11 protein-coding genes are annotated in these 12948 nt (G+C 58.9%); 9 read left to right on the top strand and 2 right to left on the bottom strand.

Going from position 1 to position 12948, the window contains the following annotated elements:
* Positions 1-26 precede the first annotated feature (26 nt).
* Positions 27-686 carry a CBS and ACT domain-containing protein gene (locus CRI94_RS09920; protein ID WP_098075604.1) on the bottom strand — a complete coding sequence of 220 codons (660 nt, stop codon included), beginning with the start codon at positions 684-686 and terminating at the stop codon, positions 27-29.
* Between the two features lie 120 nt (positions 687-806).
* Complete coding sequence (locus CRI94_RS09915) at positions 807-1553, bottom strand: S24 family peptidase (RefSeq protein ID WP_098075537.1); 747 nt, start codon at positions 1551-1553, stop codon at positions 807-809.
* A 394-nt stretch (positions 1554-1947) separates the two neighbouring features.
* Between CRI94_RS09915 and CRI94_RS09910 the strand changes: the two genes are divergently transcribed.
* From CRI94_RS09910 to CRI94_RS09870, 9 genes are all read left to right on the top strand, one after another.
* The gene (locus CRI94_RS09910; protein ID WP_098075536.1) at positions 1948-2880 is read left to right on the top strand and encodes a DUF58 domain-containing protein; all 933 of its coding nucleotides are present in this window, start codon (positions 1948-1950) and stop codon (positions 2878-2880) included.
* A 79-nt stretch (positions 2881-2959) separates the two neighbouring features.
* Positions 2960-4216 (top strand): M20 metallopeptidase family protein, encoded by a 1257-nt coding sequence (locus tag CRI94_RS09905; RefSeq protein WP_098075535.1) that lies wholly within the window; start codon positions 2960-2962, stop codon positions 4214-4216.
* Between the two features lie 88 nt (positions 4217-4304).
* Positions 4305-5834: a GNAT family N-acetyltransferase gene (locus CRI94_RS09900; protein ID WP_098075534.1), complete on the top strand. Its 1530-nt coding sequence runs from the start codon at positions 4305-4307 to the stop codon at positions 5832-5834.
* A 29-nt stretch (positions 5835-5863) separates the two neighbouring features.
* Positions 5864-6064, top strand: a complete 201-nt coding sequence (locus CRI94_RS09895; RefSeq protein ID WP_098075533.1) for an STAS domain-containing protein — start codon at positions 5864-5866, stop codon at positions 6062-6064.
* A gap of 48 nt (positions 6065-6112) precedes the next feature.
* A complete protein-coding gene (locus CRI94_RS09890; protein ID WP_179862240.1) occupies positions 6113-7396 on the top strand; it encodes a M20/M25/M40 family metallo-hydrolase in 1284 nt (427 codons plus the stop codon).
* A gap of 177 nt (positions 7397-7573) precedes the next feature.
* A complete protein-coding gene (locus tag CRI94_RS09885; protein ID WP_098075531.1) occupies positions 7574-8293 on the top strand; it encodes an OB-fold-containig protein in 720 nt (239 codons plus the stop codon).
* 108 nt (positions 8294-8401) lie between these two features.
* Complete coding sequence (locus CRI94_RS09880; RefSeq protein WP_098075530.1) at positions 8402-10303, top strand: flotillin domain-containing protein; 1902 nt, start codon at positions 8402-8404, stop codon at positions 10301-10303.
* Between the two features lie 284 nt (positions 10304-10587).
* Positions 10588-11952 carry a tetratricopeptide repeat protein gene (locus CRI94_RS09875; RefSeq protein ID WP_098075529.1) on the top strand — a complete coding sequence of 455 codons (1365 nt, stop codon included), beginning with the start codon at positions 10588-10590 and terminating at the stop codon, positions 11950-11952.
* 159 nt (positions 11953-12111) lie between these two features.
* The gene (locus CRI94_RS09870; protein ID WP_098075528.1) at positions 12112-12879 is read left to right on the top strand and encodes an outer membrane beta-barrel protein; all 768 of its coding nucleotides are present in this window, start codon (positions 12112-12114) and stop codon (positions 12877-12879) included.
* Positions 12880-12948: the final 69 nt, after the last annotated feature.

The following is a 12948-nucleotide window of genomic DNA, read 5'->3' as shown; positions in this document are numbered from 1 at the left end:
AGGGCGAGAATACCGATAGGCCAGCGTCAGGCGGGTTTGGTGATGGGCCAAATGACGTCGAAGCCTTCCTCGCGCAACTCCTCTGCGAGCGCGCGGACGTTCAGTGTGTCGACGCGAAGGATGACGCGGAGGCGCGGCTCTGATCCCTCGGTTTCGGCTTCCGGACCGGAAAATTCATCTTCGTAGTACGTCAGGACCGACCGGATGTCCAGGCCAGCCTCGGCCACCCGCGTCGTGAGCTTCGCCAGCTGTCCCGCTTCATCCACAAGCGAAACAGCAAGCCGACTGCCCGGCTTTTTCAGACCGGTCAGGTCGATGATCGCATCCAGTAGATTCGTCACCGTCACGATGCCTACGAGGTCGTCGCCATCGACGACGGGCAGAGATCCGATGCGACGGGCCCGGAGGAGGCGAGCGGCTTCTTCGACGGGGTCGAGCGGGCCTATGGTGATCACCGATTTCGTCATCACGCGGTCGACTCCCGTCTGGGATTCTACCGGCGATGGATGCAGGCGACTGGTCGAATATCGAAGATCCCGATCCGTCACAACGCCGGTAAGACGCCCGTCATCGACGACGGGAAGGTGACGGATCCGCCGGTCATGCATGATGCGATAGGCCTCGGCGATAGAGGTGTCCGAGCTGACGGTGATGACAGGATGCTGCATCACGTCTTGGACGAGCATGGGCGATTCGGTTGAGGTGATGGGAATGATCGATTTCGCCGTAAGGGGGCTGGCAGGCACGAGAAGATACGATGCCTGCTGCCGCGGATTCAAGGACGAGCACCAGTTCTGCGCCGCCTTTCAGGTTCGTCGGTAAGATCCCCATACGCGGCCCAGGATTTCGATGTCCGCATTAGAGGCGCGGAGTGTATAATTTTTGTGGCTGCTGTTTGGGAAGAGAACATCGACATATTCATCCTCTCGTGGCTGCAGACGGGCGAACTGAACCGAGGATTCGATGCGAAGCAGGTAAACCCCGGGACTGGCGGGCATGGTCGTGTCTTCGACATGCTCCACGATCACCCTGTCCCCCGCCCGAAGTTCTGGTTCCAAGGCATCCGTCTCAGCGATCGTGACAAAATAGTGGCGGTCTCCCCACCGATGCTCCTCGTCCAGTTCTGCATTATCGATTGAGTAGCGCGAGGTGACCTGCGGTCGGGTCCGGTAGTTTGGAAGTGCTGATTGCTCCTCAACGGGCTCCGTGGAGAAGCGGATTACTGGAAGAAGACGGCTTCCGAGAAGGTCGGGTGCGTATTCGAACGCCTGCAGGCCGAGTTTGTCGAAGAGATACGTCCACGTCCACATGATGAGTTCGGAATCGATCTTCCGAACGCTGTAACTCAGAAACCGGCTCAGTTTGCGCCGAAGGTTGGCTTGCTTACTTTCCGCCGACAGGTCACCAACCTCGGCGAGTGCCGTTGTCATCTTCGACACGTTCCCGTCGAACTGCTCTGCGACGACGCGTCGGAGAAAGGCCCGGAATTCCTCCTGCGAATCCTCCGGTGTCGGACCGAGCAGACGATCGATTTGGGTAGAAGCGTCGAACATGGTGGGGACATTGGGTCAGATGAGCGTGAGTTGGGGATAAAGTATCATGTCGGATCAGAGGGGGCAGGGGATCATGATCGCGGTGAGGCTAGACCGTGCGCCATGAATTCGATCGTTCTCTCTGATACGATTCCGAGCAATGGAGTTACTCCATATGCAGATCAGTATATTGGTCGTGCGTATCACACAGTCGTAAGAAGATCCTTGAGAAATGGATATATTCAATTCGAATCTGTGAAAGATACAAGTTTAGGACGAGTTGTTGATGTCAGTTTGTCAAACGCCGTGGGACGACAGGTCATCACGGGGATGAGGGCGTGAAGGGAACGCTGTTCGAGAGGAGGCGTGCATCAATTCCCTTTTTCTGAGCCCGCTTTCGCGCTGCCCGATCCTCATGGCCGACGCCCCTGACGCCCTTCGATATCTCGACCCCGCGGCCGTTGCTCAACTCGGCAACATGGAATTGCGGGCACGTCTGATCGTCGAGGGGTTTATTACCGGTCTCCATCGCAGCCCGTACCACGGGTTTTCGGTCGAGTTTGCCGAGCATAGGCCGTACAACCCCGGAGACGAACTTCGCCACGTCGACTGGAAGGTGTACGCGAAGACCGATCGGTACTACATCAAGCGGTACGAGGAGGAAACGAACCTGCGTCACTACGTCGTCCTTGACACCTCTCCATCGATGCATTACCAGGGAGAAGGCGCGGTCAGCAAGCTGGTCTATGGTGCCTATCTTTCGGCCGCGTTGCACAACCTGATGCTCAAGCAGCGCGATGCCACCGGACTTATTGCCTTCGACGAGTCCGTACATACGATGCGGCGACCGAAGGCCACGCCGGGGTATTTGCGTCCACTTCTCATCGAGTTGGATCGCATCGCGTCGTCGGAGGCCAGCGGCACCCGAACGAGTGCGGCTTCCGCCCTGGACGAAGTTGCGGAGCGCATCAGCCGGCGGTCGCTTGTCGTAGTCATTACCGACCTGTTCGAGAATGTCGCGAAGCATGACGATCTGCTCCGGGCGCTTCGTCATCTCCGCCATCGGCAGCATGAGGTGATCGTCTTTCACGTTTTGGAGGGGGATACGGAGCGCCGCTTCCGCTTTCCCGATCGCCCGATGCTATTTCGCGATATGGAGACAGGCGAAGAGGTGACACTTCAGCCTGCACAGCTCCGCGACCACTACGAAGAAGCCGTCACGCATTTCTCCGAGACGTTTCGCCGCCGCTGTCTTGAGCACGACATCGATTTCGTCGAACTGGACACGAACCAGCCGTACGACACGGCGCTCAAGGCGTATCTCGACAAACGGACGCGTCTCGTTTAGAGGCACGTCGTGGGCGGGGCGACAGACGGACTCGGCGGGAACCCGAAGGGTAGTTTCTGGGAATCAGATCGAACGCACCATGAAGCAGCGCATTCATTCGCTGGCTGATGAGGTTTTTCCCGACGTTGTCGCGTGGAGACGTCAGATTCACCAGAACCCGGAGCTCGCACGGGAAGAGCACCAGACTGCGTCCCTGGTCGCCGATACGCTCCGGCGGCTCGATCTCGACGTCCGCACTGGCATCTACGGCACAGGTGTCGTGGGAACGCTCCGCGGCGCACATCCCGGGCCGACCATTTTGCTGCGGGCCGATATGGATGCCCTGCCGATCCATGAGGCGACGGGGCTCAACTTCGCGTCCAATCACGAGGGCCAAATGCACGCGTGCGGCCACGATGCCCACACGGCCTCTCTTCTTGGAGCTGCAACGATCCTCTCGCGCATCCGAGACGAGATCCACGGGCAGATTCGGTTCTGCTTCCAGCCCAGTGAAGAGGTAATCCCCGGCGGCGCCAAGTTTATGATCGAGGAAGGCGTTCTCGAGTCCTTCGGCAGTGCCGGTGATGGCGCGTCCGGTGACCGATCGGAGGATGGGGTCGACTACGTCTTTGGACAGCATGTTCGTCCGGATCTTCCTGTCGGCACGGTCGGCATCCGTTCGGGGCCGTTCATGGCCTCTGCAGACGAGGTGCATATCACGGTTCGTGGTGAAGGCGGGCATGCGGCCGCCCCGCACGAACTCTCGGCCGACGCGACGTACGTAGCGAGTCAGATTGTGGTCGGACTCCAGTCCATCGTGAGCCGACACGCGCCGCCGGGTGTGGCCAGTATCCTCACCATCGGACGCCTGATTGCGGATGGCGCGACAAACGTGATTCCGGAAACGGCTCGTCTGGCTGGCACCTTCCGCGCGATGGACGAAGAGTGGCGCGCCGAGGCTCATAAACTGATCGAACGCCTGATCCATCGCACGGCCGAAGCGCACGGTGCGACGGCCGAGGTGGATCTGAAGGTTGGTTATCCGGCACTCATCAACGATTCTGAGGCAGCCGCGCTTGTTCGCGATGCCTCGCTGGAATTTACAGGTGCAGACCAGACGCTCGATCTCAATCCGTGGTACGCCGGGGAAGACTTTGCATACTTCCTACAGAAGCGCCCGGGGGCCTTCTTCACCCTCGGTGTCGGCAATCCCGAGCGGGGAATCACGCACGGTCTGCACACGCCGAAATTCGATATCGACGAAGAAGCGCTCCGTATCGGAGCCGGTTTCATGGCCTACCTTGCCTGGACCTGTGGCGTAGAAAAACCAACCACGTCAGATCTTGCCGCCTCCTGACCTCGTCTTGAAGGTCCTTCCCCACACGCGTGGAAGGGGAATACCGGACACGAGCTGTCCTTTTTGAGGGTTAAGATTGTGTAAATGGATGGTCGTTCTGGTATGGGGGGAGAGGGACATCATGGACTTGCATCTTCGGCTTCAAAATCATCTGAGTGTGATCGGCCCAACGGCCGACTTTGCTCGAAAATGGGGGATGAATGCGGGGTTGTCCGATGAACGGGCTCTCGCACTTGCTCTAGCGGTTACGGAGGTTGTGACCGATGTCGTTCGGTTCGCTTTTCCGCGAAAGGAGGCGAGCTTTGATATCACGTTTCGGCGCGATATCTCGACGGTGGAGGTCATCATCACGGAGCAGGGGGAACCGTTCGATCCATCGCGGTACGTCTACGACCCGGAGCGAGCACGGAAGGAAGGACGTTTCGACGGGGCCGGGTTCGCCGTAATGCGCCATTTCGTCGACGACTTTGCCTTTCTCAACAGGGGGAGGAAAGGGAAAGAATTCCGCCTCGTTCAGGAAATCGAAGCGACGCACGTGTCGGAGCTGATGCGGCACGATCCGCAGCCTGCACCTGCTGAGGTCTTCACGGGCGACTACAGCCTGCAACCGATTCAACCTGACGATGCCGGGGACGTGGCGAAGCTCATTTACCGGACGTACGGGTACACGTATGCGAAGGAAGAGCTCTACTATCCGGAGAAGATCCGCCGGGCGCTCGTGCAGGACGAAAAGTTTGGCGTGATTGCGCGAACACCGTCCGGGCGCGCCGTAGGCATGTTTGCAGTGCTTCGTATGCCCGATTCAGACATTGGGGAAGTAGGAGAGGCCGTCGTAGACGTCGATCATCGCCGTCGTGGTCTCATGACGAAGATGCTCGAGATGCTAATCGACGAGGCTCGGGCTCACGATATGTCGGCCGTTTTCGGGGAGGCGGTGACCGTGCACGATATTAGCCAGCGTGTGAACCAGCACTTCGGCATGGAGTCCACGGCATTGCTACTCGGCTTCTTTCCCACACAGCGGTTTCACGGCCTGGTCGGCGACTACCCACAACCAATTTCTGTCGTGATCGAACTCCGTCCGCTGGAGCCATACGACGTCGTGCGCCCGTTCTTTCCGATGAGATATGCTTCGATCCTACAGGAAATCTACGAGGCGCTGGGGGCCGTCGTTGAGGCGCCGGACATGGAACCTGCAACGCCACTGCCAGGCAGCGAAGCCGTTATCGACACCCGCATCTCATACCGATTCCGGCACGTGGAACTCATCATCGAGGAGCCGGGGGCGGACGTGGTCGAACAGGTCGAACAGACGCTCGACGACGTGGACCAAGATATGCTGAACGTGCTGGTGGACATCCCGATTGAGGACCCGCACACGCCCTTCCTCATCCGCCAGCTCCGCGATGCCGGCTTCGTGCTTGCCGGATTGATGCCGCGCTTCCACCACAGCCGCGATTATCTTCGGATGCAGCGGCCGCTGGTTGATCTCGACTTCGATCACATCGTCGTCCATTCGGATCTTGCACACGCCCTGAAATCATTGATCCAGAGGGAACTGGCATGCGACACAGAAGAGAGTCTGGTACGCTTACGATCGAACTCAACCGCGACCTGAACTTATTTTCAGCCCGTTGCATCGAACGGTTGATTGAGTCGACGGAGCACGTGATCGTTGATCTTCGCGACGTACGGTTTGCCGACACGGAGGGGATTGCGCACCTGCATCGACTTCAGCTTCAAGGAACGCCGATTACCGTTCGAAATCCGCCAGATCTGTTTTTTGAAATCCTGCGCGTGCTCGAACTGGATGGACTGTTCGAAATCCATACGGATGCAACGGTCTGACCGGGGGAGCGGGGACATGGATACAGCATGCTGCGTATAAAATGTTGTATGCATCGCTCCATTGTTTTCGAAAGCGACCGAAAATCTGTGGTCTCATCCTCCGATCCCGATCTGTTTCCGTCGTCTTCGGCGGAATCGAGCGTCGCGGGACTGTCTCCTGATGTGATCGAGCGTGTCACGACGGCCGTCGAGGCTCGGAAAGAGACGTATGTCGAGTTTCTGGAACGGCTGGCGCGGATCGAAACGCCATCGACGGATCCGGAGACGATTCTGCCCGCGTTCGATCTACTCGCATCGGCCCTTGCCGAGGCAGGACTCACCTCAGTGCATTTTCCGGGTGTGGAGACGGCTGGAAGTCTGTACGCTCGCCCGGACGTGCGCCGACGGGGTGGCTCTGTGCAGCTACTGCTTGGCCACGTCGACACGGTGTGGAGCACGGGCACCTTGCAGCACATGCCGGTGGTCCGCCAGAACGGGATGCTCCGCGGTCCCGGGGTCTTCGATATGAAGGCCGGGCTCACGTCTTTTGTCTTCGCGCTACGCACCCTCCGAGATCTGGGGCTCACCCCGCCCGCGGATCCTGTCGTCCTGATTACGTCCGATGAGGAGATCGGGAGCCATGAGTCGCGGCGTCACATCGACCGACTGGCTCGATGTGCGGACCGCGTTTTTGTCACGGAGCCCGGTCTTGGATTGCAGGGCAAAATTAAGACGGCCAGGAAGGGAACGGGCGAATACGTCATTCTGCTTTACCCGGAGGAGGTCGACGCGTCAGAGGTGGTGGCGGAGATGATGGAGATTGTGCAGCGCCTTCACGGTCTGAATGATCCGGATCGAGGTATCACCGTAAACGTCGGCACAATCACAGGTCCGAATGCTTCAGAGGAGGCCGGGCGACTTGGCGTCGATGTCCGGGTCGTGACGCACGAAGACGCACATCGTATCGATACGCGCCTTCGCGAGCAGGTATGTGGTGATGTGCGAGACGGGATTCGCGTGGAGATCCGGGGCGGCGTGGAGCGACCTCCGATGGAGCGGACACCGGGCAACCGGAAGCTGTGGCATGCGGCTCAGGCGATCGGCGCGGCCATCGGAGACACGCTCGAAGAAGACCGGGCCGGTGGAGCCTCCGATGGAAACTTCACCAGCATTCACGCTCCCACGCTCGATGGACTGGGGGCGGTCGGGGACGGCGCACATGCGGAGCACGAGTTCGCGAAGATCGACGCCACGGTTCGACGTTGTGCACTGCTGGCGTTGCTTCTTATGGCGCCGGTCCATGGAGCCCGTCCGGTGACGGCGAATGGCCCGGAGACAGAGAACCATGAATGACGAGTATTCTGTCATGTCTACATAGGGAGAGGCAGCCTCATCTTTACGTTGGGCGAAATGATTCGTGTCGAAGGGGCGAACGAGAGGGTCTTCATGGAGGTGTTTTCTTGCCATTGATTGCCGCCTTCTGTTACCTTAAATAATGCCCTTCGCTACTAGCCACATCTCCCCTCCTCAATGGATCTTTCGATCCTGTTTGAGCCCGCACGGCTCATTTTTACCATCCCCATGCTCGTCAGCTTTGCATTCGGCGCCCTGGCGCTTGTCGGGCTGTTCGACTTCGACGGTCTCGATCTCGACCTTGACGCCGATGCAGACGTGGATTTGGATGCGGGTGTGGACATTGATGCTGACGTCGACCTGGATGCAGATCTCGATGCCGACGCGGATGCTGGAAACAGCGGGGGAAGTTTTTTGCAGCTTCTGGGGCTCGGCTACGTGCCCATTACCCTGTCGATCGTGTTGCTTGGCTTCACCTTCGGGTGGACCGGCCATTTGCTGACGAGTCTGTTTGGCTCATCCGTCGCAGCCACGGTCGGCAGCGGGCTCGCGACAACGGGGGTACTAGCCGTCCCGGCTGTTGTCGCAGCCGTCGGGATCACGGCGCCTCTATCTCGCCTTTTTGCGCCCCTCTTTCGCGATTACGGGAAAGCGACGCAGACACACGAGCTCGTTGGAAAGACCGCCGTGCTGACGACAGGAAGCGTGAGTCCATCCTTCGGCTCTGCCTCCGTTCGTGTCCCTGGCCGTGGGCCGATTGACATCTCCGTGCGCGTCGACCCCTCGGATGTGGAGAAGGCTGACGCGTTGAAGTATGGTGAGCGAGTTCTCATCTACGATTACGACTCGGACAAGGGCGTCTACTTTGTCGCTCCCCACGCATCCGAAGACCGTTAGCCGGTCACTCCAAACCAACTCGACGGGCGAATCGCCCGCACACAGCCTCGTCAGTAAGGCCCAACTCGCGGGTTAACAGACTACATCACCCTTTTCCAGCGTATCCTCATGAATGGTTTCGATCCCGGCATGACGACGATCCTCGTCCTGGGTTTGCTCGGCGTTGTCGTTGTGTTCCTCGTTGTGTTTAGCATGGTGAGCAAGTTCTTTCATAAAGCCGAGGCCGGTCAGGCACTCGTCAAAACCGGATTCGGCCTGAGCCGTCCGTCGGTTTCGCTGAGCTCCGCGTTTGCGATCCCGGTACTCCACAACGTCGACACGCTCGACCTTACGGTGAAGACCGTTCGCATCATGCGCCGAAAACATGAGAGTTTGTCCTGCGCTGACGGGATCCGTGCGGAGGTAGAGGTCGATTTCTACATCAAGATCAACGCGGTGCAGGAAGACATCCAGCATGTCGCCGACACAATCGGATGTGGGCGGGCGTCCAACACCGAGATTCTTCGTGAGCTGTTCGAGGCAAAATTCGCTGATGCGCTCAAGACGGCGGGTGCGAAGCTGCAGTTCGATCAGCTGTATCACAACCGGCGCGCGTTTCGAGACGAGGTGCTGAAAGCGCTCGGGCAGGAAGGCGAGCAAGAGATCATCCTGAATGGTTATAAACTGGATGATGTCGCCATCCAGTATCTCGAGCAGCTCCCGCTGGAGATGCATAATGAGGACAACGTCCTCGATGCTCGCGGTCGGAAAGAGATTGCAGAGCGCACCTCATCGGAGGTTGAGCAGGCCAACGATCGACTGCGTCAGAAGGAGGTGACGATCGCCGAGCAGAACCGCGAAGCTCGACTCCGTCAGCTTACGATCGAGCAGGACATTAAGGAAAAGGAGGCGACGCAGAAGCGCGAAATTGCCGAGGCGCAGTCCACGGAGGAGGCGAGGACGCGCAAGACGAAGGCCGAGCAGGAACAAATCGCCGAAGAAGCCCGCATTGCCAAAGAGCGGCGCATTAGCGTCGCGGAGGAGGAACGGCAGCAGGAGATTGAGAACGCACAGATCCGTCGTGCGCGTGCGGTCTCGCTTGCGGAGGAGGAGAAGCAAGAGGAAATCGAAAGCGCCAAGGTTCGCCGCGAACGTGTCGTTGCCCTGGCTGAAGAGGAGAAGCAGGAAGACATCGAGATTGCGCGCATCAATCGTGAGGCAGCTGAGGCAGAAGCCGAGAAGTCCAAGCTTGCGAAGCTGGAAGAGACGGCGATGCAGGAGGCCGAATACGCCAAGGCAGACGAGCAGAAGGAAACTGTTCGTGCCGTGGAGCGCGCCACGCGTCAGAAACGGATCGAAACGATTGAAGCTGAACAGGAAGCGGCCGTGGAGAGAGAAGCGCGTCAGGTTGAGGCCGACGTCGAAGCGTACGAGATTCGGACAGTGGCGCAGGCCAACCTCGAAGGTGCCAAGCTCGACGCCGAGGCGGCAGAAGAGAAGTCGCTCGCCATCAAGACCGTCGGTTTGGCCGAAGCGGAGGTCCGCAAGGCCGAACTCGAGGCGGAAAACCTTATCAACCAGCGCGTCATCATGGCCAACGCGCTCAACGAGCTGGTTCCGCAGATGCCGGAGCTCGTGGAGAAACTCATGCTACCGGCCGAGAAGATCGACAGTATCCGGATCCTCAACGTGAACGGGACAGAAGGAATGCCGGGCCTCCAGGGCGGCGGTCCGGGCGGCGATGGAGCCGCAGGAAGCAATTCCAGCAACATGGCCGGTGACCTGCTCGGGACCGTCATGAACGTCGGTCTCCTGATGCCGGTGATCCGTGAGGTCATGCAGGGATTGCAGGGCAATGCGGAAACAGAGCGACTCATGGATTCCCTGCGAGATATTCCGGGCGGGGAAGCGCTACTGCGGACGGCTGGCGTAGAAGAGTCATCTGGATACAACGCAGAAGAAGGGAGCGAAGCCGGAGGACGCGGTGCCCACTCATCGGCTCCGCCGGAGCGACCCGACGGAAACGCGTAGTCGGCAATTCATCCGGATTGACCCAGAGGCGAGAGAGACCGAATGGTCCGCTCTCGCCTCTTTTTTATGCATGTGAACCGTTTGGTTTTGCAGAACCTATTTGGCAGACTGCCTTCGACCATCCAAAGGTGCGGACCTCCCAATGACGGGTTCGCGCTATGCTCGCAACACGAGGCAGGGTTGATCTCGTGCACCGGATCCCTTACGTCATAGCGAAGGATCAATTTACGGTATAGCTAAATACTACTGATATAGTAATTGGTCATCCAACCCACGTCGTCTTTATGCGAGTCCAGAAGTGTGTCGCTAGCTTCGCCTACATTACATTGTTCATGTTGATCAATGCTTTGTCAATCTACGGACAGTCTGATCAGGGGCAGGCAGCACAGGCGGCGACCGAGGCGCGGTACGAAGAGTCGCGGGACCACTTCACGCATGGAGAGTACGCGGAGGCAATTCAGGCGGCAGAAGCGGCAGTACAGGCATTGAAGAAAGAGCCGGTGGCAGACACGACTCGGTACGTCAAGTGGGCTCATCTGCTGGGACGGTCCCAGCAGCGTCTCGGATCGCATCCTGCAGCGATATCGGTGTTGGAGCCTGCGTACAAGGTGTCTCGGGCTGCCTCACTCGCCCGATTGCTGAGCGAGAGTTTCATGCAGCAGGCACGATATGAGAAGGCACGGTCGCTGTATCGTGAACTCCATCGCGCCGACTCCACGGATCGCAATGTGCGCATACAGCTGGCGCGCCTTGCGATGCAGGGGCGAGACTGGTTCGAGGCGGCGCATCACTTTGAGGCGCTACTTCGTGCTGACTCGACGAACGGGGAGTGGCATGCGCATCTGGCTCGGTGTCACGAGGCGATGTCGAAACCGGAGTCCGCGTTGGAGCACCTGCGGTCCGCGCATCGACTCCGCCCGCAGGACGCGAGCATCGCTCTACAGTTGAGTAGCAGGCTTCGGTCGCTTGGGGCGTTGCAGGATGCTGTAGATGTGATCGACCGCACACTCGACGAAACGCCTGCGGACGCGAGGCTCTGGCGGCGTCGTGCGGATCTGTCGTTTGCACAGAGCTCGCTACATACCGCCGAGACAGCGTATCAGCAGACCCTCGCATACGGCGATTCATCGGCAACTGTCTACCGCCGGCTGGGGATTGTACAGGCGGGACAGGCCCGCCACGCGGATGCGCTCGAGAACCTCAATGCCGCTCTACAGCGAGACAGCACCTCTGCACGCACGCGGCTCTATCTCGGCATCTCGTATCGCCATCTCGACAGTCTCGATCAGTCCGCCCGTGTTCTCCGAGAAGCGATTGCTGTGGTCGCGGATGGGCCCATCACGAACGTCTACATGGAACTGGCTCAAACAGAGAATGCGCGCGATCGCTTACCGGCTTCATTGGACGCGTATCGAATGGCGAAGCGACTTCAGCCCGACCGATCCGAGATTCTTTTTCGTCTTGCGCAGCTGTACGATGAAAACTATCTAGACAAGTCCACTGCGGCACGCTATTACCGGCACTTTTTGTCTGCCACAACACTTCCCCCGACCGACACGCTCGTCGTGTATGCCCAGGACCGTCTGGATGCGCTCGTCCCGATTCTCCACATGCAGTCCGGTCGGAAAGCAGATTCGTCCGGGCGATAGCGGTTGGTAGGTGTTGCACAGAGATGCCGTGTTGGACACGTAACGAGAAAAGCCACAGATATTGGGCTTTGATCTCTGTTAGGACCGATGTGTGAGTTGTCCTCCGCTGATCTGATCCGTACGTTACGGACCCGATTCTCTAGACCGTAATCCGAGTTTATGACCGAGCCCTCTGCTACTTCGCCGTTAGCGTCTCGTCTACTCCGGCGAGTCCTCGCTTTTGTCCTGTTGGTTTTGCTGAGCGCGACATCTGCCTTTGCTCAGCGGGAAATAACCCTTCGCCCGGGAGCCGGCGGGATGATTCTTACGCAGCCGGATAACCTCGACGTGTACCTCGGCTCCGGCACGAATCTTGGCCTCGATCTCGGAATCCAGGTTCTCCCGAAGACGTTGCCCGGGCTGCAGTTCGTTCTGGGAACCGAGTTCGATCGATTTACGACGAACGAGTCGGATCTACTCCTGTACTTCGAGGACCGGATCAGTAATGATACGGACGAGATCAAAGACGGGACTCTGGAGATCTACAGCTGGCGGGCAGCATTCCGCTATACCATCGTGAATGCCGATATTGCATCGAAGCCCTACTTCACAGCCGGTGCCGGCATATATCACTCCGTTTTCCAACCCGCCACGTTTCTGGATGCAACGGGCGACGTGCTAGGCGAGCCACTGCCCAATGGCGACATCATCTTACTGACGGGAGCGGAACGCATCGAGACCCACCTCGGCTACACGCTCGGCATCGGCGTCGATTTCGACATTAACGAGACGTACGGGTTCTTTGTCGAAGGGCGCTACGTCATCATCACGAATGGTGATTACGGCAACGCTCCAACAACGTTGAGGACCATCTCGGAGCCGCAGTCGACCCGATACTATCCTATTCGCTTCGGCGCGACGATTCGACTGGCGAGCTTCGGCAACTGACGATGCTGCCAGATCGTTCGCCAGAGACAGGGGAGAGGTGTAAGCCGACGTACGAGCGCGGGGCTCGAT

Source organism: Longibacter salinarum (assembly GCF_002554795.1).
GTDB classification, from domain to species: domain Bacteria; phylum Bacteroidota; class Rhodothermia; order Rhodothermales; family Salinibacteraceae; genus Longibacter; species Longibacter salinarum.
This window is presented reverse-complemented; position numbering and strand designations above follow the sequence as displayed.